Origin of the sequence: Coprococcus sp. AF99-45 (genome assembly GCF_027663865.1) — a bacterium.
Classification (GTDB): domain Bacteria; phylum Bacillota; class Clostridia; order Lachnospirales; family Lachnospiraceae; genus Allocoprococcus; species Allocoprococcus comes.
On the sequence record NZ_JAQDGZ010000004.1, the window covers coordinates 163,293 to 189,829 of the forward strand.

The 26,537-nt window shown below is 43.2% G+C and carries 27 protein-coding genes; 9 read left to right on the forward strand and 18 right to left on the reverse strand.

The features are described from left to right. Positions 1 to 87: 87 nt before the first annotated feature. Positions 88 to 1,308, reverse strand: coding sequence for a substrate-binding domain-containing protein (locus PGR14_RS05045; RefSeq protein WP_270223093.1), 1,221 nt, complete (start codon positions 1,306 to 1,308; stop codon positions 88 to 90). A gap of 346 nt (positions 1,309 to 1,654) precedes the next feature. On the opposite strand from PGR14_RS05045, the gene PGR14_RS05050 reads away from it, so the two are divergent. Together PGR14_RS05050 and PGR14_RS05055 are read left to right on the forward strand one after the other, a co-directional pair. Further along, positions 1,655 to 1,825, forward strand: a complete 171-nt coding sequence (locus PGR14_RS05050; RefSeq protein ID WP_008368888.1) for a DUF362 domain-containing protein — start codon at positions 1,655 to 1,657, stop codon at positions 1,823 to 1,825. Positions 1,826 to 2,059: 234 nt separating this feature from the next. Continuing rightward, the gene (locus PGR14_RS05055; protein ID WP_055155538.1) at positions 2,060 to 2,671 is read left to right on the forward strand and encodes a helix-turn-helix domain-containing protein; all 612 of its coding nucleotides are present in this window, start codon (positions 2,060 to 2,062) and stop codon (positions 2,669 to 2,671) included. Positions 2,672 to 2,731: 60 nt separating this feature from the next. On the opposite strand, the gene dnaB is transcribed toward PGR14_RS05055, so the two are convergent. The 10 genes from dnaB to srtB form a co-directional block, all read right to left on the reverse strand. Further along, positions 2,732 to 4,087 (reverse strand): replicative DNA helicase, encoded by a 1,356-nt coding sequence (dnaB, locus tag PGR14_RS05060; RefSeq protein ID WP_055155539.1) that lies wholly within the window; start codon positions 4,085 to 4,087, stop codon positions 2,732 to 2,734. Between the two features lie 13 nt (positions 4,088 to 4,100). Beyond that, positions 4,101 to 4,547, reverse strand: coding sequence for a 50S ribosomal protein L9 (gene rplI / locus PGR14_RS05065; protein ID WP_008368899.1), 447 nt, complete (start codon positions 4,545 to 4,547; stop codon positions 4,101 to 4,103). A gap of 1 nt (position 4,548) precedes the next feature. Then, positions 4,549 to 6,597 carry a DHH family phosphoesterase gene (locus PGR14_RS05070; RefSeq protein ID WP_118199541.1) on the reverse strand — a complete coding sequence of 683 codons (2,049 nt, stop codon included), beginning with the start codon at positions 6,595 to 6,597 and terminating at the stop codon, positions 4,549 to 4,551. 113 nt (positions 6,598 to 6,710) lie between these two features. Continuing rightward, positions 6,711 to 7,727, reverse strand: a complete 1,017-nt coding sequence (gene galE, locus PGR14_RS05075; protein ID WP_022221100.1) for a UDP-glucose 4-epimerase GalE — start codon at positions 7,725 to 7,727, stop codon at positions 6,711 to 6,713. 142 nt (positions 7,728 to 7,869) lie between these two features. Beyond that, a complete protein-coding gene (locus tag PGR14_RS05080) occupies positions 7,870 to 8,793 on the reverse strand; it encodes a sugar phosphate nucleotidyltransferase (protein WP_270223094.1) in 924 nt (307 codons plus the stop codon). Between the two features lie 148 nt (positions 8,794 to 8,941). Continuing rightward, positions 8,942 to 9,205, reverse strand: a complete 264-nt coding sequence (gene rpsR / locus PGR14_RS05085; RefSeq protein WP_008368909.1) for a 30S ribosomal protein S18 — start codon at positions 9,203 to 9,205, stop codon at positions 8,942 to 8,944. Positions 9,206 to 9,226: 21 nt separating this feature from the next. After that, on the reverse strand, positions 9,227 to 9,667 hold the full coding sequence (locus PGR14_RS05090; protein WP_055262097.1) for a single-stranded DNA-binding protein: 441 nt from the start codon (positions 9,665 to 9,667) through the stop codon (positions 9,227 to 9,229). Positions 9,668 to 9,680: 13 nt separating this feature from the next. Next, positions 9,681 to 9,968 (reverse strand): 30S ribosomal protein S6, encoded by a 288-nt coding sequence (rpsF, locus tag PGR14_RS05095; protein ID WP_008368913.1) that lies wholly within the window; start codon positions 9,966 to 9,968, stop codon positions 9,681 to 9,683. A 100-nt stretch (positions 9,969 to 10,068) separates the two neighbouring features. Further along, positions 10,069 to 10,263 (reverse strand): DUF951 domain-containing protein, encoded by a 195-nt coding sequence (locus PGR14_RS05100; RefSeq protein ID WP_022221102.1) that lies wholly within the window; start codon positions 10,261 to 10,263, stop codon positions 10,069 to 10,071. 15 nt (positions 10,264 to 10,278) lie between these two features. Continuing rightward, positions 10,279 to 11,109, reverse strand: a complete 831-nt coding sequence (gene srtB, locus PGR14_RS05105; protein ID WP_117824224.1) for a class B sortase — start codon at positions 11,107 to 11,109, stop codon at positions 10,279 to 10,281. A gap of 306 nt (positions 11,110 to 11,415) precedes the next feature. On the opposite strand from srtB, the gene PGR14_RS05110 reads away from it, so the two are divergent. The 5 genes from PGR14_RS05110 to PGR14_RS05130 all read left to right on the forward strand — a co-directional run bounded on the left by PGR14_RS05110 (position 11,416) and on the right by PGR14_RS05130 (position 15,635). Then, a complete protein-coding gene (locus PGR14_RS05110; protein ID WP_022221103.1) occupies positions 11,416 to 11,811 on the forward strand; it encodes a hypothetical protein in 396 nt (131 codons plus the stop codon). Between the two features lie 21 nt (positions 11,812 to 11,832). Continuing rightward, positions 11,833 to 12,552, forward strand: a complete 720-nt coding sequence (locus PGR14_RS05115; RefSeq protein ID WP_270223095.1) for a J domain-containing protein — start codon at positions 11,833 to 11,835, stop codon at positions 12,550 to 12,552. Positions 12,553 to 12,572: 20 nt separating this feature from the next. Further along, positions 12,573 to 13,103: a flavodoxin family protein BilS gene (gene bilS / locus PGR14_RS05120; protein WP_022221104.1), complete on the forward strand. Its 531-nt coding sequence runs from the start codon at positions 12,573 to 12,575 to the stop codon at positions 13,101 to 13,103. Between the two features lie 182 nt (positions 13,104 to 13,285). Beyond that, positions 13,286 to 15,121: a Na/Pi cotransporter family protein gene (locus tag PGR14_RS05125; protein WP_022221105.1), complete on the forward strand. Its 1,836-nt coding sequence runs from the start codon at positions 13,286 to 13,288 to the stop codon at positions 15,119 to 15,121. 28 nt (positions 15,122 to 15,149) lie between these two features. Further along, positions 15,150 to 15,635 (forward strand): gamma carbonic anhydrase family protein, encoded by a 486-nt coding sequence (locus PGR14_RS05130; protein WP_055262093.1) that lies wholly within the window; start codon positions 15,150 to 15,152, stop codon positions 15,633 to 15,635. A gap of 92 nt (positions 15,636 to 15,727) precedes the next feature. On the opposite strand, the gene PGR14_RS05135 is transcribed toward PGR14_RS05130, so the two are convergent. After that, complete coding sequence (locus PGR14_RS05135) at positions 15,728 to 16,930, reverse strand: class I SAM-dependent rRNA methyltransferase (protein WP_117824228.1); 1,203 nt, start codon at positions 16,928 to 16,930, stop codon at positions 15,728 to 15,730. 42 nt (positions 16,931 to 16,972) lie between these two features. Further along, positions 16,973 to 17,440 carry an HAD family hydrolase gene (locus PGR14_RS05140; protein ID WP_022221108.1) on the reverse strand — a complete coding sequence of 156 codons (468 nt, stop codon included), beginning with the start codon at positions 17,438 to 17,440 and terminating at the stop codon, positions 16,973 to 16,975. Between the two features lie 116 nt (positions 17,441 to 17,556). Between PGR14_RS05140 and PGR14_RS05145 the strand changes: the two genes are divergently transcribed. Then, the gene (locus PGR14_RS05145; RefSeq protein ID WP_173692360.1) at positions 17,557 to 18,267 is read left to right on the forward strand and encodes a gamma-glutamyl-gamma-aminobutyrate hydrolase family protein; all 711 of its coding nucleotides are present in this window, start codon (positions 17,557 to 17,559) and stop codon (positions 18,265 to 18,267) included. 232 nt (positions 18,268 to 18,499) lie between these two features. Here PGR14_RS05145 and PGR14_RS05150 read toward each other — a convergent pair whose 3' ends face one another. Both PGR14_RS05150 and tig read right to left on the reverse strand, forming a co-directional pair. After that, a complete protein-coding gene (locus tag PGR14_RS05150) occupies positions 18,500 to 19,141 on the reverse strand; it encodes an HAD family hydrolase (RefSeq protein ID WP_008368935.1) in 642 nt (213 codons plus the stop codon). 120 nt (positions 19,142 to 19,261) lie between these two features. After that, the gene (tig, locus tag PGR14_RS05155; RefSeq protein ID WP_270223096.1) at positions 19,262 to 20,386 is read right to left on the reverse strand and encodes a trigger factor; all 1,125 of its coding nucleotides are present in this window, start codon (positions 20,384 to 20,386) and stop codon (positions 19,262 to 19,264) included. Positions 20,387 to 20,623: 237 nt separating this feature from the next. Between tig and PGR14_RS05160 the strand changes: the two genes are divergently transcribed. Continuing rightward, positions 20,624 to 21,064 (forward strand): hypothetical protein, encoded by a 441-nt coding sequence (locus tag PGR14_RS05160; protein ID WP_022221110.1) that lies wholly within the window; start codon positions 20,624 to 20,626, stop codon positions 21,062 to 21,064. A 51-nt stretch (positions 21,065 to 21,115) separates the two neighbouring features. Here PGR14_RS05160 and PGR14_RS05165 read toward each other — a convergent pair whose 3' ends face one another. The 3 genes from PGR14_RS05165 to PGR14_RS05175 form a co-directional block, all read right to left on the reverse strand. Then, the gene (locus PGR14_RS05165) at positions 21,116 to 21,589 is read right to left on the reverse strand and encodes a DUF1934 domain-containing protein (protein ID WP_055247913.1); all 474 of its coding nucleotides are present in this window, start codon (positions 21,587 to 21,589) and stop codon (positions 21,116 to 21,118) included. Positions 21,590 to 21,613: 24 nt separating this feature from the next. Continuing rightward, entirely contained in the window at positions 21,614 to 22,591 is a 978-nt protein-coding gene (gene pfkA, locus PGR14_RS05170; protein ID WP_055247911.1) for a 6-phosphofructokinase, read from the reverse strand. An 85-nt stretch (positions 22,592 to 22,676) separates the two neighbouring features. After that, positions 22,677 to 26,156 (reverse strand): DNA polymerase III subunit alpha, encoded by a 3,480-nt coding sequence (locus PGR14_RS05175; RefSeq protein ID WP_008368946.1) that lies wholly within the window; start codon positions 26,154 to 26,156, stop codon positions 22,677 to 22,679. Between the last annotated feature and the right edge of the window lie 381 nt (positions 26,157 to 26,537).

Genomic DNA, 26,537 nt, shown 5'->3' on the forward strand with positions numbered 1-26,537 from the left:
GCCGGCATAAATAATATGTCACTCACAACCGTTCTTATATAAAATGTCTGAAACCCATTTTCCACAGATTTCAGACATTTATTCTTACTAATAAAGCATCTTCTTAATCGAATCTTTATTCATATTATCTTTTGTAACCCAGGTATATCCGGTACTTACCGTTGCTTCATTTCCCTGACCAAGCACTGCTCTTGCGCAGGCAACAACCGTTGCATAGCCGATTCCGTATGGGTTCTGAACGATCAGCCCATCAATCTTCCCATCTTCCAGAAGTTTCATCTGATCCTCTCCGCCGTCAAAGCTCACTACCTTGATTCGGTCTTCCCCTGTTGTTTTGTCCATAGAGTCCAGGACATTCACCACAAGGTCTGCTACTGTTTCATTGGTTGCAAAAATTCCTTTTACATCCGGATACTTTTCAAGAAGATACTTGATTGCATCCTGCTGTGCCGTCTGGGTATCCCGGCTATCTGCGTTCTCTTCCCCTGCTTTTTGCACATTATCCGCAGTCTCCTGGGAATTCTTTTCAGATGAATCTGCATTGATCTCTTTCGAGATCGCATCCAGATCATCCAGATGCCAGATCTCTGCAACCGTTACATTCGGATCATTCTTTTCCACTTCCTGTACAAATCCCTGCTCTCTTTCTTCAGAAGAAGTAGACTTGGAGTCATGTGCGATTACAAGGATCTGACCACTCTCACCGATACTGTTGCACAGCTTACTTGCTGCTGTTGCAGCGGCAGTTGTATTATCTGTATCAATCATGGATACAATATTCTGATAATCGGTCCCAGAATCAAATGCTACGATCGGGATCCCATTCTCTGCAGCAAGATCAAACTGAACCTCACATGCCCCTGAATCAACTGCTGCGATCCCGACCGCAACCGGATACCGTGCAAGCTCCTCATCCAGAATATTTACCTGATCATCTACATCATTCTCTGTCTCCGGCGCGGAATAAACAAGCTTTACTTTATCATTCCCTTTATATCCCAGGTTTGTATTAATATCCGCTACCGCCTGCTTTGCACCTTCCTGAACAGCTTTCCAGTATGCGGAAGAACTTCCTCTTCCTATAATAGAAATCGAGCTTCCTTTCTCCAGATTCAGTCCCTGCACATTGCCATATGCAGATGGCTGTAAAACATCCAGGTTACTCTGATGCTCATTCTCTTCCCTTGTCTCATGACTGAATGTCTGCTCTTTTCCTGTACCTGCATCATTCTTGCTTCCAGTTCCACATCCACCAGTCAAAAGTGCCACACAAAGTACAGCCGAAAGTATACTCCACCGTTTTTTCATAAATCCACTCCACTTTCTCTATCTTAAAATCAGTTTCATTATTGGTTATAAAATGATACAGTACCCACTATACACCAAATCGCCCGGGAAAGGTAGAAAAATTTCTTAAGATTTCATAAATTCTTTTTGGTTTCATTTGTAAGTTTTATATTACTAACCTTTTGGTTTTATATTCCTAACCAAAGATATGCCCATTTCGCGCTATTAGTTTGACATTTCTAACTCGATTGTATCTATTTTTAAGCATAAATTCCTCTTGTATATTTTCAAGTTCTGTATTAGAATAAAGTTATGCGAAAGGCATATCGATTTTAACTTTTTCATAATAATAAGGAGGATACATATCATGGCACACGTAATTTCAGACGAATGTGTAAGCTGCGGAGCTTGCGAAAGCGAATGTCCAGTAGGAGCAATCTCTATGGGTGCAGATCATATGCAGATCGATGCTTCTGCATGTGTTGACTGTGGCGCTTGCGAATCAGCATGTCCTACAGGAGCAATCAGCGCTGAGTAATCAGAACACGTAGATTGAATAAGACAGTAAGAAAGAGACGATTTTCATCTGAAGATCGTCTCTTTTTATGTATACGTCTGAACCAAATACAGATCCAGTAAGCATCATCCTATCTGACATTCTTCCCTCTGCAACATTTGTCGAACGATTTTTCTTTCCATCTCTTCTTCTTATGCTACAATAGACTTGTACTCAATCTATATCACATACTTATTTTAATAAGGGGGTTATCGTATGGGCGACGTTCATTACATGATCTCAGAAGCTGCCAAACACGTTGGCGTAGAATCACATGTTCTTCGCTACTGGGAGGAAGAGCTTGATCTTCCGATCGGACGCACTGAGATGGGACATCGGCACTATACGGAAGAAGATATACAGCTTTTTAGCTGTATCAAAGAACTCAAAGAACAGGGACTACTCCTGAAGGAGATCAAACAGCTCCTTCCGGACATGCTTCGCACAAAAGCACTTCTGAAGGCCAGAAAATCGGATGCACCAAAGGCTGCCGCTTCGATAAACGAAGTTGCTGCCCCCCAGGATCCGGCTCTTTCTGTTTATACAGCAGACAACCTTTCTCTTTCTGTTTATCAGCCTCTGCTCGAAGAGTCTCTCCGAAAAATTCTTTTGGAAAACAACCAGATCCTGGAGGGATCTATCGGCAAATCCGTATCTGAAAAAGTAACAAAGGAAATGGATTTTCTTTTACAGGCAAAAGAACGCCTGGAAGAAGACCGTTACCGAAAGCTTGATCATTTACTTCGTCAGCAGCAGGCGCTCCGGAAAGAAGCTTCAAAATCTGCCGCCGGACATTACCTGCGGAAATTATTTGGCGAAACCACATAAAAGTCAAAAGACAGCGAACAGTTTTGATTCTGTTCCCTGTCTTTTTCATTTCATAATTTCTCATTCCCCATCCACAACTTTTCGTTCTGAATTGGCAAATTTCGTGTACTGCGGAAGCCATGTAAGCGTTACGGTTCCAATCGGACCGTTTCTCTGTTTGGCAATAATGATCTCTGCCTCATTGACATGCTCCGTATCCTTATTATAATAATCATCTCGATAAATGAACATAACCACGTCGGCATCCTGCTCGATTGCTCCGGACTCACGCAGATCAGAAAGCATCGGTCTGTGATCTGGTCTCTGCTCAACCGCACGGCTCAGCTGTGACAGCGCAATGACCGGTACACTTAATTCTCGGGCAAGCGCTTTTAAGGAACGGGAAATATCGGAAATTTCCTGTTGACGGGACTCATTACGTCCACCAACACTTCCGCTCATCAACTGCAGGTAGTCGATGATAATCAGCTCAAGATTATGTTCCATTTTATATTTTCTGCATTTGGAACGCATTTCCGAAATCGAAATACCCGGTGTATCATCAATGATCAGGTTCGATCTTCCAATTGTTCCGGCACCTTCGATCAGCTTTTCCCAGTCAGAATCCTTCAGATTACCGGTTCTTAAAAGCTGTGCATCTACATAGGATTCCAGCGAGAACAGACGGTTTACCAGCTGTTCCTTTGACATTTCCAGACTGAATATGGCAACTGTACGGTTCTGTTTAAACGCCACATGCTGTGCAATGTTCAGTACAAACGCCGTCTTACCCATAGAAGGACGGGCTGCGACCAGGATCAGATCGGAGGGCTGCAGACCGGATGTCTTGTAATCCAGGTCAATAAATCCTGTCGGAATTCCTGTAACAGTTCCCTTACTCTTAGATGCTTTCTCAATTTTCTCAAGGGCATTTAACACTACCTGCTTGATCGGCACATATTCACCGTTTCCTCCTCGGTTCTGCACCAGCTCAAAAACCTGCTTCTCTGTCCTTTCAAGGATCGCCTCCAGCGGCTCTTGTCCCTGATAACATTCATCCGCAATCGCTTCATTCATCTTGATCAGACGCCTCAACGTTGCTTTTTCAGAGACGATCTCAGCATAATACTTTACATTTGCCGAAGTTGGAACTGCTGTTACCAGATCCCGGACAAATTCAAGACTACTGATCTCTTCCGGAACAGCTTTTTCACGCAGACGGTTCTGCAGTGTAATCAGGTCAACGGGTTTTCCCTCATTAAAAAGTTCTACCACTGAATCGAAAATTACACCATATGCCTTTTGATAAAAATCGTCTCCACAAATGATCTCGGCAGCTACTGTAATCGCATCCCGGTCCATCAGCATCGCTCCGACAACAGACTGCTCTGCCTCTATGCTGTGTGGCGGTACTCTCTTAATGAGTGCTTCATCCATGTCTCAGATCCTCCTAAGCTTCCCCAACGTGCACTTTTAATTCAGCAGTCACTTTCTGGTGAAGTTTGACCGGTACAAGATGCATTCCAGGTGTACGGATCGCTTCTTTAATCTGGATCTTTTTCTTATCAAGATCATATCCAAGCTGTTCTTTTACTGCAATTGCAATTTCCTTTGAAGACACAGAACCGAATGTTCTTCCACCTTCCCCGGTCTTGATCTTGAGTTCTACTTTTGCTGCCTCTAATTTCTTTGCAAGTTCCTGCGCTGCTTCCAGATGCTCCTGTGCAACCTTTTCTTCATTCTGTTTCTGAAGCTTTAAGTCATTTAAATTCTTTCCATTTGCTTCCAGTCCAAGGTTTTTTTTGAAAATGAAGTTTCTTGCATATCCGTCACTTACATTTACAACCTCGCCTTTTTTCCCAAGGGATTTTACATCTTCCAATAAAATAACTTTCATCTTAAATATCTCCTTCTTCTATCATAATATCGATTGTCTTTTTCAGAGTTTCAATCGCTCTTTCCATATCGGAATATGGGAACTGGGCACCGGCAGTGTTGATATGACCGCCTCCGCCGAGCCGCTCCATAATGATCTGTACATTGATCTCATCAATGGAACGTGCACTGATGTAAATCTTACCATTATATTCAGTCAGTACAAAAGAAGCCTTGATCTCCTCAATATTGAGAAGCTCATTTGACGCCTGTGCTCCGATAATAGTGGGACTTTCAATTCCCAGATGTTCGCCTCGCGCGATCGCAAATACATCCCGATATACCTCAGCACTGCTGATTACTGCAGCTTTTGCCCGGTAAGATGCCATATCATCACGGAGGAGTTTTCTTACATAAGTAACATCTGCGCCACATCTTCTCAGGTACGCAGCTGCTTCAAAGGTCCGGACTCCTGTTCTGGACATGAAATTGTTGGTATCAACCAGAATACCTGCATACATACTGTTCGCTTCCATGGAATTCAAACGCAGATCATCGCCGATATACTGAAGAACCTCTGCTACCATCTCACACGCCGAGGAAGCATATGGCTCAATATACGACAGAACCGCATTCTCAATCACTTCATCGCTCTGTCTGTGGTGATCCAGAACTGCAATCGTCTTCGTCAGACGAAGCAGGCGTTCACATTCTGTCATCTTTGGCTTATTGGTGTCAACAACAACTACCATTGTATTGTCATCTGCCAGTTCCTCCGCCTCATGGGAAGTCACAAACAGATCATCCGGATACTTCGGATCATCAGTAAATGCTTCATAAAGCGGTCTGAGTGTCACAGAAATATCGTTCAGGACAATATTGACTTTCTTTTCCATCGCACTTGCTGCCCGGTAAATACCGATTGCCGCACCAAATGAATCCACATCTGCCATCTTATGTCCCATTACGATCACACGCTCTTTTCCGGTGATAAACTCCCGGAGTGCTTCTGCTTTTACTCTTGCTTTTACCCGGGTATTCTTAGAAGTCTGCTCACGCTTTCCGCCATAATAGCTGATTCCCTTGTTATTCTTCACAACTACCTGATCTCCGCCTCTTGCAAGTGCAAGATCGATCGCTATACGGGCATAATTATATCCTGCAGCATAGGTATCTGTACTGAGTCCAAGCCCAATACTTAGTGTAACCGGAATCTGATTGCCGATACTGACTCCTTTTACCTCATCAAGTAAAGAAAAACGGTCTTTTTCCATTCGATTGAAGCTTTCTTTTTTAATTACAACAAAATATTTGTCTTTCTCAAGCTTCTTCACAATACCGGAAAAATCCGCAATATACTGGTTGATCTTACGGTCGATCAATGCCACCAGAAGAGACTGCCTTACTTCCTCGACACTTTCCATGACCTCTTCATAGTTATCAATATAAACCAGTCCGGCCACCAGCCGCTGCTCTTCATTCGCCCGGATATATCGGTTCAGCTCTGTCACATCCTGAAGATGTATCGCAATAAAATATTCCTTTTCCTCCGGTATCTCCAGAAGCTGCTCTGTCTCACTGAAACCTTCGACCGATACGCACTGGATCTCAGCCTGATAATCTCTGTCAAGATAATTGAATTCCAGGCTTACCGATTCATTCTCTTCCTTTGGAAATACGCCCCGGTTCAACTCCGGAATATATTTACTCAGATAGGTATCCTTCCGGATAGTCGTCCCAAGGACTTCCCGGAACTGTGTGTTCGTCCAGATGATTTTTCCATCATCCAGTAAAATCGCATACGGAATCGAAAGTTCCTTCAGAAGTGTATTCTGGACAATCCCGTACTGCGCTGCAAACTCTACCATGTCTGCCAGAATCAGAGACTTATTGTAAAAATACATAATGCCAATGACGACTGCATAAACCAGCACAAACGCACTCATAAGCAGCCCGGCCTTTCGATCCATCCTGAAGATCCAGATATTCATCAGGATAAGGAAAAGAATCATAATTCCCGGCCATTGCATATACAATTTCAGTTGTCCCTTTAACTTTATATCCTTTTTCATCTTTCAGCCCTCTTAAAACCTATAGATATTTGTATTATATCACCTTTCCGGATATTAGGGAACTAAAAAATGTGCCAGGGAACGTACACCCTGACACATTTTTCTTTCTTTTATTAAGCTTCGTATCCATTCGGATTCATTGTCTGCCATCTCCATGAATCCTCACACATCTTGTCGATTCCGCGTTCTGCAACCCATCCGAGCTCGTTCTTTGCTTTTTCTGCATTACAGTAGCATGTTGCGATATCTCCGGCTCTTCTTGGCTTGATCTGGTAAGGGATCTCTTTTCCACATGCTTTTTCAAATGCATGCAATACATCCAGTACTGAATATCCCACTCCGGTTCCAAGATTATAAATGCTTACGCCTGATTTTTCCTGGATCTTCTTCAGCGCCTTTACGTGTCCAATTGCAAGGTCAACCACATGGATGTAATCTCTCACACCTGTTCCGTCCGGTGTATCATAATCATCACCAAATACCCCCAGGCATTCCAGCTTACCGATTGCAACCTGTGCAATATATGGAAGCAGGTTGTTCGGGATACCCTTCGGATCTTCTCCCATCAGTCCGCTCTCATGTGCGCCGATCGGATTGAAGTAACGAAGAAGGACAACATTCCACTCCGGATCTGCCTTATGCAGGTCTGTCAGGATCTGCTCAAGCATCCATTTTGTCCATCCATAAGGATTCGTACAGGTTCCCTTCGGGCATTCTTCTGTAATCGGGATAAATGCCGGATCACCATATACCGTTGCTGAAGAACTGAAGATGATGTTCTTCACATTGTGGTTACGCATAACATCACAAAGTGTAAGTGTACCTGCAATATTGTTCTGATAATATTCAAGTGGCTTTGCAACAGATTCTCCGACTGCTTTAAGTCCTGCGAAATGAATGACACATTCTACACTTTCTTTGTCAAAAATCTGATCCAGTGCTTCTTTATCTCTGATATCTGCTTTATAAAATGTAACGTTCTTACCGGTGATCTTCTCTACACGTCTGATTGCTTCTTCAGAAGCATTGCAAAGATTATCTACTACAATAACTTCATATCCTGCATTCAGCATCTCTACACATGTGTGACTGCCGATAAATCCGGCTCCGCCTGTTACTAAAATTGCCATGATTTTTTCCTCCTGAAATTAGAATCATTTACTTTTCTTTACACACTATAGCACACATCCTGCCTATATGGAAGTGTTTTTACTAAATTATTTGTATTTTTTAGTAAATCAAATGAACTATTTACTAAATTTTAACAAATTTCTACTCTTCCCAGAGATTTTCCGGATAAAGACCTTCTTTTTTCAGATTGCGGATCGCTTCTACGACAACCGGTTTGTCTTCTTTATAAGTTACGCCGTACCATTTGTCTTCCGACGGAAGAACCACTGCTGTTGCGCGGTCTGCCTCCAGAAGATTGCTTACGACTGCCGGCAGAAAATATTCACACTTCATCGGATTTTCAGTAAGTCCTTTCTTCAGGAACTGTGGAAATTCTGCTTTCAGCTCGTCCAGTATGCTTCTCGTAAATCCCCACATATTCATGGAAACCAGTGTATCCTCTGGTAAATTTTCCCAGGTTTCGCCATCATTTTCGGTAAACGCAATCTTACCGTCACGCTTCTCAATGCGGGTTCTTTCGGTAATATTTACCAGTTCCCCTTCTTCATTGGTCGTACAGATTCCTCTTGCCACATGACCATTGTCTGTTACTGTATTCTTCAGAAGATATCCGACCATCGCATAACGATACTTATCATCATCCTCATGCTCAGACAGATAATTATAAATTGCTTCAAACGCATGTCTTCCATAATAATCATCTGCATTGATAACAGCAAATGGCCCGTCGATCTCATCAATGCAGCTGAGGACTGCATGTCCGGTTCCCCACGGTTTCACTCTGCCTTCCGGAACTTCAAAACCTTCCGGAATGTTGTTGATATCCTGAAATACATAAGAAACCTCCATATATTTTGCCATACGGTTTCCTACTGCTTCTCTGAAACTGTCTTCATTTTCTTTCTTTATAATAAAAATAACCTTCTCAAATCCGGCTCTTTTTGCATCAAACAGGGAAAAATCCATAATGATGTGTCCCTCTTTATCAACTGGATCGATCTGTTTAAGTCCGCCATAACGGCTTCCCATTCCTGCTGCCATAATTACTAAAACTGGTTTTTTCATAATTGATTCTCCAATTCTTTTTTAGATTTCAAAACTTTCTCTTTCTTATTCTAACCCCAAATGACTCCTTTTTCAATCGTCTGCCAGCCAGAAAAACAGTAAAAAAACAGGACTTCCAAAACGGAAATCCTGTTCTGATCATATTCGATTAATCCTGAACGTATGGCATTAAAGCGATATGTCTTGCTCTCTTGATTGCTACTGTAAGAGCTCTCTGATGTTTTGCACAGTTTCCTGTGATTCTTCTCGGAAGGATTTTTCCTCTCTCAGAAACATATTTCTTTAATTTTGCTGTATCTTTGTAATCGATTTCGTTGTTTTCTTTACCACAGAATACACAAACTTTTTTTCTTCTGCGTCCGCCTCTTCTCTTCATTGGAGAATCCGGTCTGTTTCCTTTTTCGAATGCCATTGTACACATCTCCTTTCAACCTTAATTAAACGGTAACTCCTCATCAATTCCGTCTGGAATGTTCATGAAACCGTCACCTGCATCAGCGCTTGGCGCCGGTGCCGGGGCTGTCTGATAAGACTGTGTATTAGCACTGCTAGCATTCTTACTTTCTGCGAATTCCTGTTCCTCAACAACAACTTCTGTTGTATAGACCTTTACACCATCCCTGTTGGTATAGCTTCCGGTCTGGATTCTTCCGCAAACCACTACGCGCATTCCCTGACGGAAATAACGTTCTGTAAATTCAGCACTCTTTCCGAACACAACACAGTTAATAAAATCTGCGGTCTGTTCTCCGTCACGCTTGAATCTGCGGTCTACAGCTAATGTATATCTTGCAATAGCGAGAGCGTTCTCACCTTGTGAATATCTCACTTCAGGATCTCTTGTCAGACGTCCCATTAAAACTACTTTATTCATACGTTGCCTCTTTCTAAGCTTCCTGTTTCACGCATAAATATCTGATTACACCATCCATGATACGAATTCTTTCTTCGATTTCGCCTGGTGTTGTTGTTTCAGATTCAAAGTGAATGAAGTAGTAGTAAGCTTCTTTCATCTTCTGGATTTCGTAAGCTAATCTCTTCTTTCCCCATTCGTCAACGTCAGTAATGTTACCACCGAAACGTGTAACAAGTGCTTTCACCTTTTCGATTACTTCTGCTCTGGCGTCGTCTTCGAGTTTTGCGCTGACAACAACTGCTAATTCATATTTGCTCATGTCCTGCACCTCCTTATGGTCTTTTGGCTCCCGGATCCGCCGGGAACAAGGATAAATAATATATCACAAGTTGGTATGATATCATAATTCAAGCTTTGTTTCAAGCCTTTTTTCTTATTTCTTTTGTATTTTTTTCAACCAGTCTGCGCGGTACCATTACCTGGTGTCCGCATCCCTGACATTTCAGACGAAAATCCGCCCCTACTCTCAGGATCTCCCACTCTGAGCTTCCGCACGGATGCGGTTTTTTCATCCGGATCACATCTCCGACTTCAAATTTTGCTTCTGCTGCCATCGCTTTACTCCTCTTTTATTCTCCTGCCGGCTGTACATTTACCCTGACACCGTGTACGATCGTTCTGTCATCATTTCCCTCCCGTGTACAGGTGGACAACGTCACGATCTGCGAATCATTTCCCACTTCCACACCTGTATCATACAAAGAAGACGCCTTCGTTGCTTCAAGGAAGGATGCAAACGCCGCATCATCTGCGAACTGATATGTATAGCCTTCGGAAGTATCTTTTACCACTCCAACAGAATAAATCTGATAAGTAGCCACATTGCCATCCGGTGTATAAATATAGAAGGAAGGGTATTTTTCCCAGAAACTTTTTTCGTGATACTGCTCCAGCTCATTAAACATCGTTCCATTATACATATAATGTCCGTAAATGATCGTGTTTCTGTCATTAAAATCCGCATGATTATAAGCATTTACAAAAATCGTTCCTACGGTATTGTCATATCCTTTGAATGTCTTACTCAGATATTCTGAATTATCACTTCCTTGCACAACCGGATAATTGATCACCGCCGGTTCATCAAAACGGATCCATGCAACCACATCCGGATTGATCTGTCTGAGTGCATCGAAATCCACGGAAAATCTGCTTCCATCCTGATCGTCCGTCCCGTTCTCCTGTTCCCCCTTATCTTCCGTAACCGCAAGCTTTACCAGATCATCATACTCACTTTCCCCTTTGTGATATCCGTTAAAGATTTTATACAGCTGAAAGGCAGAAAATGCAAACACACAGATTGCAACGATCAAAATGACCGTACTGATGATTCCACCTTTTTTCTTGCGCCGGTCACGCCTGGAATGCTTTCCATACCGACCATATTCTTTCCGTCCCATAATTTCCTCCTCTGCTTTTTATATATGATATTCCCGGACTGCTCCATTGCCATGCAATCCCAGAAGTCCTATTTTCTTCCATATTTTCACGATATCAGCAGTATAACATACTTTTTAGAGTTTTTTAATAGAGAGTTTATTGATTTTTGTGTGTGCAGGCGTACAATGTAAACCATCGTATAGTATCATATGATGTTGTGGTCAAAAGGTATTTTGACCCCTTCGATACCAGATTGCTACGTGCTTTCTGACCTTTTGCCCCTGGTATCATCATATTCTATAAATAAAAAAGATTGGGTGAACATTATGAAAGAAAAACTGATGCGTTTTATGTATGGAAGGTACGGAGTAGATACCTTCGGCAAATTTCTCTTATGGAGCGGCGTAATTCTGATGCTGATCACAAGCATCTTCCATTTTCGTATTTTTTATGTAATTGGGTGGGCATTCGTGATATACTCTTACTATCGCATGTTTTCACGTCAGACCTACAAGCGTGCACTGGAAAACCAGAAATTTCTCCAGCACACTTCAAAGATCCGTGGATTTTTTGCAAAACAGAAGTATATGGCAGCGCAGCGCAAGACACACCACATTTACAAGTGTCCAAACTGCAAGCAGAAGATCCGTGTCCCAAAGGGAAAAGGTAAAATTGAGATCCGCTGTCCAAAATGCCAGACTACTTTTATCAAAAAAAGCTAACGATCAGGAGAATAATCAATTATGCAGGATCCTTACTCAATACTCGGCGTTTCACGGGATGCTTCCGACGAGGATATCAAGAAAGCCTACCGCAAATTAAGCCGTATTTATCATCCGGATGCCAATATCAACAATCCAAATAAAGATCAGGCAGAAGCCAAATTCAAAGAAATCCAACAGGCTTACCAGCAGATTATGAAAGAAAAAGAAATGGGTGCCTCCGGATATACCGGAACAGGCTCCGGAGGTTATGGCGATGCCGGAAGCGGATACGGAGGTTTTGGCGGTTTTGGTCCATTCGGCGGTTTCTACGGTCAGTATACCAATCAGAATCAGCAGACAACCGAGACAGAAGAAGATATTCATCTGCGTGCCGCCGCCAATTATCTGAACAGTGGCCATTATAAAGAAACTTTAAATGTCCTTTCAGGAATCAAAGACCGTTCTGCCAGATGGTACTATTACAGCTCTATCGCCAATTCCGGCATGGGCAATAATGTCCTCGCCCTGGAGCATGCCAAAGAAGCACTTCGTCTGGAGCCGTCCAACTATCAATATCAGTCTCTTGTCAGCCGTCTTGAAAATGGTGGAAGCTGGTATCGTACACAACAGACAATGTATGGCGGTACACCAACGATCAACAATGATTTCTGCGTGAAGCTCTGCATTGCCAACATCATGTGCAATCTCTGCTGTGGCGGCGGTGGATTCTTCTGCGGTTCTCCTTATACATACCACTAAATGACAGGAGGAAATACTATATGTTAGATTATCTTGTTGTCTATGACAGTGAGACAGGAAATACAAAAAAAATAGCAACAGAAATTTTTGCATCCCTTCCGGGGATGTCCAAAGATCTGATAAATCTTCATGAACGTACCGATTTCCCAGAAGCCAAAATTTATTTTGTTGGTTTCTGTGTTCACCGCGGAACCTGCCGCCTCGAGATTGGCAACTTCCTTTCCGGTCTGTCGGACAAATCCGTTGCTCTCTTTGGAACCTGCGGTGCCGGAAACAGCCCGGAATACTACAAAGAGATCGCATCCAGCGTCCGGATCTGGCTTGAAGATGACAATCACTATCTCGGTTCTTTTATCTGCCAGGGGAAAATGCCACTTGCTGTCCGTCAAAAATATGAATCCTTGCTGAACACACCAAAAGATTGCGATTGCCAGCAAATCCGAAGGCAATTACAGAATTTTGACGAAGCAATGATTCATCCGACACGCACAGACCTTGAAAATGCGGCTCTTTTTGCTACCGAATGTATAGAAAAAGTTAAGTCCTTGTAAAAAAAGTGTAAAAAAATATCGTTTCAGTCTACCTATGGAAACTTTCTTGTTATATAATAAGAGTGTCGTATAGCGTCACTTTGTGTGATCTGCATGCAGACTTTTCATATTTAAAGTAGCTGTACGATATTTTTTTTGCGACAAAATGTAAACTAATGCTTAAAGAAAAGGAAAACAAAATTATGGGAATTACAATGGTTTTGTCATTGCTCAGTGGGGTAGCCCTGTTTTTATACGGTATGTCACTGATGGGCGACAGTCTGAAGAAAGTTGCCGGCAATAAGCTTGAACTTATTTTATACAGGCTGACCAATACTCCTCTGAAAGGACTTCTGCTCGGTACTGTCGTAACCGCTATCATTCAGTCATCCTCTGCAACGACAGTTATGGTAGTCGGATTTGTAAACTCTGGTATGATGAAGGTCGCACAGGCAATTGGTATCATCATGGGTGCCAACATCGGAACCAGTATCACCGGATGGATCCTATGTCTCTCCTACATTGATGGTTCCAGCGGAATCGCGCAGCTTTTATCAACCGCTACAATTTCTGCAATCGTAGCAATCATCGGAATTATTTTCCGTACATTTATCAAGAAAAAACCGTATTCTGATATCGGTGACATCATGCTTGGCTTTGCGATCCTGATGATCGGAATGCAGACCATGAGCGGTGCTGTCTCTCCTCTGAAAGAGAATCCGCATTTCGTCAGACTTCTGACCATGTTCACGAATCCATTTATGGGAATCCTTGTCGGGATCGTATTTACAGCAGTTTTGCAGAGCGCTTCTGCTTCTGTAGGTATCCTCCAGGCACTGTCCATTACCGGATCGATCACCTTTGCAGCTGCACTTCCGATCACAATGGGTATCGGCGTTGGCGCCGCATGTCCGGTTCTTCTTTCCTCAATCGGAACGAACAAGAACGGAAAGCGTACTGCTCTGATCTATCTGCTGAACGATTTATTTGGTATGATTTTCTGGTCCATCGTATTCTATTCTGTAAATGCCATCGTGCATTTCCCATTTATGGGTGAAATTATGTCACCTTTCCGTGTGGCACTTTTGAATACGGTATTCCGGCTTCTGACGATCCTTGTTCTTGCTCCATTTATCGGCAAGATTGAAAAGCTTGTCTTCTTCCTTATTAAAGATACCGATGAAGACAACGAAGAGCAGGCAGATTTCGATCTTCTTGAGGAACGTTTCCTCAATTATCCGCCACTGGCAATCACACAGAGCCAGCTTGCAGTCAACGGAATGGCAAAGAAAGCATACAAAAATATCCGTCGCGCCCTTGCACTGCTGAAAGATTTTTCAGATAATAAGTTCAACAAAATTCAGGAAAAGGAAAATCTGATCGACAAATACGAAGATAAACTGGGAACCTATCTGATGCAGCTCAATATGCACGACCTGACACCGGAACAGTCCAAACAGACCGCCAAGTTCCTTCATACGATCAGTGATTTTGAACGTCTGGGTGACCATGCAGTCAATATTTCCCGTGTTGCACAGGAACTTCATGAAAAATCACGTATTTTTTCAGATGCAGCCAAATACGAGCTTCATGTTCTTGAATCCGCATTAAAAGAGCTCCTTGATCTCACGATCAATTCATTTGTAGATGAAGACCTTGTAAATGCTGCCAAAGTAGAACCGCTTCGCGAACTGATCGGTATTTTATGCAACGATTTGAAAATGCGTCATATTAAAAGGCTCCGTAACGGGCAGTGTGATCTGAACACCGGATTTGCATTTAACGATCTGCTCACCAACTATGATCGTATTGCAGCCCACTGTTCTAACATTGCCGTTGCGATCCTGGAACTGGATTCTTCCAATTTCGATATGCACGAATACACTAAGAGTGTACGGAAATTGAAAGACAACAATTATGTATCCACCTTTGATTATTACGAGCAGAAATATAATATCAACGGTTATCAGCCGGAAGCGGAACAGGATACAAAAGCAGCCGCCAAAAACCCGGTCAAAGCTGTTGAAGCCAAAAAATAATCTTGCAACGAGAAAGGAATCTGCTGTAATGTCTTCTTTAAATATTTCATCACAGGCGCACATTGCCAGTCAGTCCGTCATCCTAGGTGATGTCACCATCGGTGCAGACTCAAGTGTGTTCTATTATGCCGTTGTCCGCGGTGATGAATCGTCTATCACGATTGGCAAGCGAAGTAATATCCAGGATAACAGTACCGTCCATGTAGATTACGGTTTTCCGACCGTTATCGGTGATGATGTCACTGTTGGTCACAACTGTGTGATCCACGGCTGTACAATTGGTGACGCGTCTCTAATCGGGATGGGAAGTACGATTTTAAACGGTGCAAAGATTGGAAAGCATTGCCTGATCGGTGCCGGAAGTCTGGTTACTCAGAACACAGTTATTCCGGATGGAATGCTGGTTATCGGAAGCCCGGCAAAAGTAAAAAGACCTCTTACTGAGGAAGAGATCCAGTCAATTTATAAAAATGCTGCAGATTATGTTGCATTATCGGCTGCGCAGTTTGAATAGAATATCAAATCTGAAATATGTACACTATTAAAAAAAGTATCGAAAATCATTTATGTTTGATTTTCGATACCTTTTTTATCTACTACAACACTTTATTTTTCATCCACGATCTGGAACACATAGAATTTAAGATAATACGATTCTTCTGCCGACCACAGAATTGGATGATCCGGTGCCTGTGTCCGGTATTCTACCTGTCTGACTCTCTTATGCACATTCTGCGCTGCCTGGTGGATCGTCTTCGTAAAAAGCTCATAATCCATAAAATGCGAGCAGGAACAGGTTGCCAGATATCCGCCTGGTTTTACCAGCTTCATTCCGCGCATATTGATCTCACGATATCCCTTTGTCGCATTCTTGATCGTCTTACGGGATTTGGTAAATGCAGGTGGATCCAGGATTACTACATCATACTGCTTTCCTTCTTCTTCCAGCTTTGGAAGCAGGTCAAATACATCTGCACAGACAAATTCAACTCTATCCTCTAATCCATTGAGTCTTGCGTTCTCTCTTGCCTGTTCTATGCCAAGTTCCGAAGCATCTACACCTGTCACATGCTTTGCCCCTGCGATCCCTGCATTCAGCGCAAAAGAGCCTGTGTGCGTGAAGCAGTCCAGCACCTCTGCATCCTTGCAAAGTCTCTGGATTGCCAGACGATTGTATTTCTGATCCAAGAAAAATCCTGTCTTCTGTCCGTCTTTGACATCAACCATATATCTGACACCATTTTCCACAATCTCAACTTTGGTATCAAATTCTTCACCGATAAAGCCTTTGACTCTCTCCATGCCTTCATTCTGACGAACCTTTGCATCGCTTCGTTCATACACGCCACGGATCGTAATTCCATCTTCTGAAAGTACCGCTTTCAGAATGTCCACGATTTCTTCTTTCATCCGGTCAATTCCGAGTGCAAGAGACTCTACAACCAACACATCTGAGAATTTATCGATCACCAGTCCGGGAAGAAAATCCGCTTCTCCGAAAATCACACGGCAGCTTGATGTATCTACTGTCTTTTTCCGGTATTCCCACGCATCTCTCACCCGCATTTCCAGAAATGCATGATCGATCTCCTGATCCTGCTTTCTTGTCATCATACGGATCCGGATCTTAGAATTCATATTGATAAATCCTCTTCCCATTCCGTACCCGTCAAAATCATGGACGATCACAATATCACCATTCTCAAATTCTCCCATAATCGAATCAATTTCATTATCGAATATCCAGGCGCCGCCTGATTTCAGCAGACGTCCCTCACCCTTTTTCAATGTCACTATAGCCTGACGCATCTTTTCTCCTTCCACATACTCTTACGTATTCTTCTGCAAATATTATCCACGGAGTCCTGCAATGATCCGACCTGGATAGAGCAGAAGATCCAGTCCATCCTGCATAGATCTGACGCAGAGATCCGCATTTTTCAATAATTTCCCATAGACCCCTTCCCGGTCCATAACAGCGATGGAAAGCGCCGCCTCTTTCAGCATCCACTCATCGTTTCTGCCATTACCGATTGCCACACAGCGTTTTGCACCGGTCGCTTTTACCAATTCCCTTTTATACTCCTTTGCATTACCTGTCGGAAATGTCTCCAGGATCACCGGAAGCCCTTCGCACTGCGCTTTCGCATTTCCATGCGTATCTGCAGTCAGTACATAAATTCGGAACTGCTCTGAAAGTGCGATAAGACGTTCCTTCACACTCGGCGGGATCACGCCGTCCACAGCGATCGTCCCGTTCATATCTAAAAATATCGTATCAAGTTCTAATGTTTTATATTCCGGAATAACCAGTTTCATAGGAACTCCTTTCCTGCCATCTGGCATGTTGCTTTTTTTATTATAATACATATTTCGTACAGACTCCACATATTTTGTAACAACTGATTTATCTGATAAAGAGGAGGATTGTAAATATGAAACCAGTTGTTGGAATCTTATGCTGTGGCTTCGACGGCAAAAACCAGTTTGTAACCGATACCTATGTGCGGGCAGTCCGCATTTCCGGAGGAATCCCCCTGCTGATACCGATTCTTCCTCAGGACTTCCCGATCAATTCTTATCTTGACATATGCGATGGATTTCTGCTCCCCGGAGGAGGTGATTTTACACCATTTCTCTTCAATGAAGATCCACTTCCAGGTGTAGGACAGACCAATCTTTCTGTAGATCTTTTCCAGATTCATTTTGCAGAGGAAATCTTAAAACGTCATCTTCCGGTAATCGGCATCTGCCGGGGTATGCAGGTGCTCAACGCCGCCTGTGGCGGAAGTATCTACCAGGATCTTTCCTGTCAGCCCGGAGATCCTTTTCTGCATATGCAGACCTCACAGAACCGCAGCGATATGTGGCACCAGATTTTCATCGCCAAAGACAGCCATCTTCATAAACTGACCGGAGACACTCTGTATACCAATAGTTTCCACCATCAGTCCGTTCATCTGCTCGGAAAAAATGTCCATGCATGTGCACACACTTCTGATGGCACAGTTGAGGCAATTGAAATCGAAGGACAGCCTTTTGCACTTGGCGTTCAGTGGCATCCGGAATCCATGTTTTTTACTTCTCCATGTATGCGGGAATTGTTTTCGCTTTTCGTCCGGTCGATGCTTCCCGGAACAGATTAAATCCCTTTTGTCGGGCTGCAGACTCTGCTGTCTGCGGTCCCTTCAGAATATATGTATACTATGTTCACAAACGTTCATAATTCTTTCAAATTATAAACACACTTTTTTCACAAGATACGAGTATACTAATAATTGTCAAAAGGAAATAAACCTTTTCACATAATAAAATTTTTCTTTTTCATAAACGCCGATATTCGGGAAACCGGATATCGGCTCTCCTCATTTTCAGGGGTTATTTCAGATATTCCAGAAGTCCTCGCAGGTCTGGAACGACATGATCTGCCATCTTTTTGACCTCTTCGTCTGCAGGTGTCAGATCCGGAACCATCGTCACATGGCAGCCCGCTTGGTAAGCCGCATTTACCCCGTTCGGTGAATCTTCGACCGCCATGCACTCTTCAGGCTTCCGCCCGATCTTCTCACAGGCATAGAGATACACATCCGGTCTCGGTTTTCCCAATTTCACCATAGATGCACTGATGATTTCATCAAACAGCTCTTTAAATCCGACCATTTCCAGATAACGCACAGCCCTGTCTTCCGCTGTAGCCGTCACGACTGCCGTCTGATAACCACGTCTTTTCAGCTCCTTGATCGTCTCTTCCACATACGGTTTCTTCTCAATTCCGAAACGCGCAATATGATCACTCATCAGTTCCTGTCTGCGCCGTCTGAGCTCATCGTATGGGAAATCCTCTCCAAAAATTCCCTTCATCTGCTCTCTTGCAAATACGGATGCACAGCTGCGGAATTTGTATGCCGTTTCCAGATCCAGCCGGTATCCCGCCTCCCGCATTGCCTTTTGTTTGTATACTGTCAGATATTTCTCTGTATCGATCAGGATGCCATCCATATCAAAAAGTACTGCTTTCATCTTGTCCTCCTGTAGTATATTTCATTTTGTAAAAACAATTACTTTCTATATCATACCATTCCCTTCAGGAAGAAAAAAGACGGAGATTTTATTCTCCGCCTTTTGAATGTTTGCTTATATCTATTTTGTATTTTCTGTGCTGCCGGTACTTCCTGTACTGTTTGAACCGCTTTCGCTGCTGTCAGATGAAGTACTTTTCACCTGCTTGCAGTTGTCTGCTACCCAGTCTTCTACGATATCCAGTCTTGCTGTCTTCTCCAGATTCTCCAGGTTTCCAGCATCTTCCAGTGCTTTTTTGAGTGCATCTACATCTTCGTATCCGTAAGCCTTTGCATACTCCTTATACTTCTTCTCAAGTGTCTTATCTGACACATCGATCTTTGCTTTCTCAATGATCAGATCTGCCGCAAGGTTGGCCTTTACCTGATCCTTTGCAGCCTGGGTTGCCTTTGAATTAAAAGTTTCCTCATCCATATTCATATACTGTTTAAGGAAATCTGCAAAATCAAGGTTATAATAAGATGCCATATTCTTATACTGTGTCTTGATCGAACTGATCATATTCTTCAGATCCTTCTTCGGATACTTGTTCACAGTTGTGTTCTCAAGTACTGCTTTCCATGCATTTTCCTTGATTGTATTCTGCTGGTTTTCTTTGCCGTTTTTTTTCAGAGATTTTTTAATTTCCTTTTTGTACTCTTCCACCGTCTTGGAAGTATCAGAAACACTCTGTACAAATTCATCGGTAAGTTCCGGTACATCGGTCTGGCTGATTCCCTTCAGTGTAACGGTAAATACAACTGCCTGACCTGCAAGATCTTCATTTCCATAGTTCTCCGGGAAAGTCAGATCCAGATCAAAAGTATCGCCAATATTGTGTCCGACAACGCCATCCTCAAATCCGTCAATAAACTGACCACTTCCTAATGTAAGCTGTGCATCTGTCGCTGTTCCACCATCAAATGCCACACCATCTTTCTTTCCTTCGTAGTCAATCGTTACCGTATCTCCGGTTTGTGCTGCACGGTCTGTAACTTCTGTTGTAGTTGATTTAGACTGAAGTACACTGTTGATCTGTGCTTCTACATCATTATCCGATACCGCATCCGCATCTACTTTATCAATCTCCACACCTTTATATTTTGTAATCGTAACATAATCATTGGAAATCTCACCGGAGCATCCGGTAAGAAATAATGACAATGCACAGATACCTGCTGCCAGTACTGCTAATTTCTTTTTCATTTTCTTTTACACCTCTTATATCTTCATTCTCTCTGACTGTCCAAATCACCCACATCAGAGCGCTACATATGATTATAACACATAATCCGTCATTGAAAAGGGATTTCCCAAAATTCACATTTATTTCAGATTTTCCATTACTTTCAAAAAGCCGCCAAAAACTTCAAATTACTTGCACTTGTCTACAAACAATGCTACAATAAGCTATGTGTAAATATGATTTGAGGAGGAAAACCCGTGAGTAAGATAACGATCGTATTACTGGTAATTCTTGCCGTACTGCTTATCGCCCTGGTTGTTCTGTATTTCCTCGGTAAGAAAGCGCAGAAAAAGCAGGCAGAACAGGAAGAGATGATTGCAGCTGCTGCACAGCAGGTCAACATCCTGGTTATCGACAAAGGTAAGATGAAGCTTAAAGATGCCGGTTTCCCGTCAGTTGTTCTTGAGAATACACCTAAGTATCTTCGTCGTTCAAAGGTACCTGTAGTCAAGGCAAAAGTCGGACCAAAGATCATGACTCTGATGTGTGATGCAAGCATCTATGATCTTATTCCAGTCAAAAAAGAAGTAAAAGCAACCGTAAGCGGTATTTACATCACTGCAGTAAAAGGAGTCAGAGGTTCTCTTGAGACTCCACCTAAGAAAAAAGGATTCTGGGCAAGACTGCGGAACAAGTAACAAAAAAGGGTAAATGATTCTGAGCTGATTGAATCATTTACCCTTTTTGTTTTATTTTCCTGAAATTGCTTCCTCTGCCTGTGCTTTCGGTCTTATGCTCATTGCGATCCGGCAGTCTGCCGTCGCTTCATGATTCACATCAAGCCCGTACTCCACAGCAATATCAATTCGCTCATCATCCACATTCACATCCAGCTTCCGTGTATGAATTCCGACATGAAGCTGCCCATACGGTGTATCATAATATGTGACATTCATCTGATTCTTCTCAAATACCATATGTGCATTCGTAATTCCGCTCTTCATGATCTCCATCGAATCTTCACCGGTGATCTTGATCTTATTCTTAACCACCCCCGGAATCCCTTCCATTACTTCATCATAAAGAATATAATGCTTTCCGTTCTTCCAGTAATAGCTCGCCGGAGTGATCACTTCGATCGGCTCATTCTCTTCATTTTCTTCCGGATCTGCAAATGCCATATCATGCAGTCCGGAAATCGTCAATAATACATCCTGTGTCATACACGTCATCCAATCTGTCTGTTATTAGATGGCAAGCTGTTTTGCGATATCGTACTGGTACTCCGGAATTCCTTTCTGCATTGCCAGTGCTTCGTTGATATCGAAGTCAATATACTCGCCATGTTTGTATCCTACTACACGGTTTGTTTTTCCTTCAAGAAGAAGATCTACAGCAAGAGATCCCATGATAGATGCATAAACTCTGTCTTTTGCTGTCGGGCTTCCTCCACGCTGCATATGACCAAGAATAGTAGCACGTGTCTCCATACCCGTCTCTTTTTCGATTCTCTTTGCCATATTCATAGAATCACCGATACCTTCGGCATTGATGATAATGTAATGCTTTTTACCGCGTTTTCTGCTTTCTTTGATGTCTGCAATGATCTTTGCTTCATCGTAGTCATGTTCCTCAGGAAGAAGAATCTTCTCTGCTCCATTGGCAATACCGCACCACAGTGCAAGGTATCCCGCATCACGTCCCATAACTTCGATAACACTACATCTTTCATGTGATGTAGATGTATCACGTACTTTGTCAATTGCTTCCATCGCTGTATTAACCGCTGTATCGAATCCGATTGTGTATTCTGTACATGCGATATCAAGATCGATCGTTCCCGGAAGTCCGATTGTATTTACTCCAAAATCAGATAATTTCTGTGCTCCCTTGAAGGAACCGTCTCCTCCGATAACTACCAGACCGTCAATTCCATATTTCTTACAGATTGCTGCTGCTTTCTGCTGTCCTTCTGGTGTACGCATTTCCTCGCAACGGGCTGTCAGAAGAATCGTTCCACCTCTCTGGATCGTGTCTGATACATCTCTGGCACTTAAATCAATAATTTCCTCGTTAAGAAGTCCTGAATAACCTCTTCTGATTCCTCTTACCTTCAGTCCTTTTCCCAATGCGGTTCTTACAACTGCACGGATTGCGGCGTTCATTCCCGGTGCGTCTCCTCCACTGGTCAATACGCCGATAGTTCTGATTACTTTTTCTGCCATGATATGTCTCCTCCGTCTCTTCTACTTTGTAACTTTACTATCCTTTTGCTTAATTTATCTCAATTCACACGTTATTGTATAATATTCATCCCTTCATTTCAATGGGTTTTTCTATTACTTTTACACAATCTTCTCCAAAATAATTCGTCAATCTGCTCAAAATTCCAGGTTCTACCTGGATATTTGCGTTTTTAGGCAGTCTTTTTACCGCTCTCTCCGCTTTGCAGAAGATTACAACCTGGTCCTCACCCTCACTTTCCGCGAGCATCCGGAACAGATTCTGCTCATCTTGAAGGTAACTCTGTTTGTCGGCATACTGGATCCACAGTTCTTTTTTCGTCATATCAAACGGAATCACCTCTTCACAGATCAGCTTACTTGCATTATCATCTTCTTCCGATACACGTCCCCGCACAAATACTTTGCTGTCCTCCTGCAGATACTGCTGGCTTTTCTCATAGCTCTGCGGGAAAATGACAACCTCTACCGTTCCAAGAAGATCCTCTACGGTAATAAATGCCATCGTTTGATTCTTCTTTGTATATTTGATCATCTTCGATGTGATCATACCACCGATGATCTCCCTTGACCCGTCACGTACTTTTGTCCGTCCGGTCTCTTCATCAAGCTGAAAATCCAATGTCGTTGCGGAAATACTCTTGCGCCATTTCTCTTCATATTCTTCCAATGGATGTCCGCTGATATACACGCCGAGTACTTCTTTTTCAAATGCAAGCATCGTTTCCTTCTGGTATTCTCCCACATCCGGAAGCGTGACCTCAAATTCTTTTTTCTGTTCGTCATCTACAATATCAAAGAGCGACATCTGTCCGGCAAGCGAATTTTTCTTGTTCTGTGCTACCTGATCCATGATCTGTACATAAATGATCATAAACTGCTTTCTGGTCCCTTTCAGACTGTCAAATGCGCCGGATTTGATAAAGTTTTCTACCGCACGTTTATTGACTTCCTTACCGGAAAGCCGTTCCAGAAAATCCTTCAGATCACGAAACGTGCCATGCTCTTCTCTGTCCCGGATGATCTGCTCGATCACCGGTCTTCCAACCCCCTTGATCGCCGCAAGTCCGTAACGGATATTACCGTTATCTACAGAAAAATCACCAACCCCACGATTGATATCCGGCGGCAGGATAGAAATTCCCATCTGTCGGCAAGTGTAAATGTATTCGGCAACCTTTCCCGGATTGTCGATGACAGAAGTCATAAGCGCTGCCATATATTCTACCGGATAATAATATTTCAGATACGCTGTCTGGTATGAGACAACCGCATACGCTGCCGCATGTGATTTGTTGAACGCATACTTTGCAAAATCGATCATTTCATCATAGATCTTATTCGCAACCTTTTCATCGATTCCATTTTTGACACAGCCCGGAATGCCTTCTTCTTCATTACCATATACAAAATTCTGACGCTCTCTCTGCATCACGTCGCCCTTTTTCTTACTCATGGCACGGCGTACAAGGTCGCTTCGCCCAAGTGAATATCCGGCAAGGTCACGCACGATCTGCATAACCTGTTCCTGGTATACAATGCAGCCATAGGTCGGTGCCAGGATCGGCTTTAACTGCGGGCATTCGTAAGTAATCAGCTCCGGATGGTTCTTTCCTTTGATATACTGTGGAATGAAATCCATCGGACCTGGCCGGTAAAGAGAAATTCCGGCGATAATATCTTCCAGACTCTGTGGACGAAGTTCCTTCATGAAGCTCTTCATCCCTGCACTTTCTATCTGGAAAATGCCGTCCGTCTTGCCGGTTCCGATATAGTCAAGCACTGCTTTATCATTATAATTTAATTTTTCTGTTACCAGCTTCACACCGGTACTTTTTTCAACCAGTCTGATCGCATCCTGGATGACGGTCAGGGTACGAAGTCCAAGGAAATCCATTTTCAGAAGTCCCAGTTCTTCCAGCGTGGTCATGGTAAACTGTGTGACTACATTGTTGTCCGCTCCAAGTGCCAGCGGAACATATTCATCCACATCCTTCTGGCTGATCACGACTCCCGCGGCATGCATGGATGTATGCCGTGGCAGACCTTCCAGTCTCTTTGACATATCGATCAGCTCTTTTACCTGTGGGTCTTCATCATAGAGCTTCTTCAGCTCATGGTTCATCTTCAGGGATTTATCCAGTGTAATATTCAGTTCTTTCGGAATCATCTTTGCAATTGAATCCACAAAAGCATACGGAAGATCCATAACTCTTCCCACATCCCGCAGCACCCCGCGCGCCTGCAGTGTACCAAAGGTTACGATCTGCACTACCCGGTCTTTGCCGTATTTACGCACAACATAATCAATGACTTCCTGCCTTCTTTCAAAGCAGAAGTCCACGTCGATATCGGGCATGGACACACGTTCCGGATTCAGAAAACGCTCGAACAGCAGCTGATACCGGATCGGATCGATATTGGTGATCGCAAGTGTGTACGCCACAATGCTTCCTGCCGCAGATCCACGCCCAGGTCCAACCATGATTCCGTTGCTTTTTGCAAAATGAATGAAATCCCATACAATAAGGAAGTAATCCACGTAACCCATGCTTTTGATAACGCCCAATTCATAATTCAGGCGCTCCACAAGGGCTGGATCCGGGTCTTCTCCATATCGTCTTTTTAGTCCGTCAAAACAGAGCTTATTCAAATATTCCCATGAGGTAAATCCTTCCGGCACATCGAATTTCGGAAGCTTTGTCACACCAAATTCAATCTCTACATGGCATCTGTCTGCAATCTTCTGTGTATTTTCCAGCGCCTCCGGTGCATATGGGAAAAGTGCTGCCATCTCTTCTTTGGACTTCACGTAGTACTGTCCGCCTTCATAGCGCATCCGATCCTCGTCTGCGAGCTTTTTCCCTGTCTGAAGGCAAAGCAGGATATCATGTGGCTTTTCATCTTCTGCGTAAGTATAATGCACGTCATTTGTCGCCACAAGGTCGATTCCAATCTCCTGCGACAGACGCATCAACTGCTGGTTAACGGTACGCTGTTCCGGGATCCCATGATCCTGCAGTTCCAGGAAAAAGTTGCCTTTCCCAAAAATCTGTTCATAATGAAGCGCAGCTTTTTTTCCTTCTTCATACATCCCTCTCGCCAGGTTTCTCTGTACCTCTCCGGCAAGACATGCACTGAGGGCAATGATTCCTTCGTGATAGGTCTCCAGAAGCTCATAATCTACTCTTGGCTTATAATAGTAACCTTCCGTAAATGCACGTGACACGATCTTCATCAGATTGGCGTATCCTGTATTATTCTCGGCAAGAAGTACCAGGTGATAATATCGGTCCTCATCGCGTCCTACGGCTGTTTTATCGAATCTGGATCCCGGTGCCACATAGACTTCACATCCCAGTACAGGATTGATTCCTGCCGCTCTTGCGGCTCTGTAGAAGTCAATGACCCCATACATGACACCGTGGTCTGTGATCGCAGCCGCTGTCATCCCCAGTTCTTTGACTCTGGCAACATATTCTTTAATTTTATTTGAACCGTCCAGAAGGCTGTATTCCGTGTGGACGTGCAAATGCGCAAAATTCATATTGTGTTCGCTCCTTTTCTCTGTGTTCCATTTTAGCAGAAATGAGGGGGATTTCCAACTGGTGTGAGGAAAATTTTATAGGTTGGTGGGCGGCGGATTTCCAAATATATGTACTCCGGTTCCCTTCGCGGCAATGGAGATGGAAGCCAGGAATCGTGGAAGCCTTTGCTGAACACGATTCCCGCTTTCAGGCGTTCATCCGAATGTTTTGCCGAGGGGAACCGGAGTACATATATTTGGAAATCCGCCTGTTCAACGGTATCGAATGATTTTTTGGATGTGTTGGAATCTGCAGGAAGAGAATTGATGGAAACACAGATTATACTTACCTGCGCTGTACCACTCATACTCTATGCGAGTGTAAACCTGTTAACTTTCTTT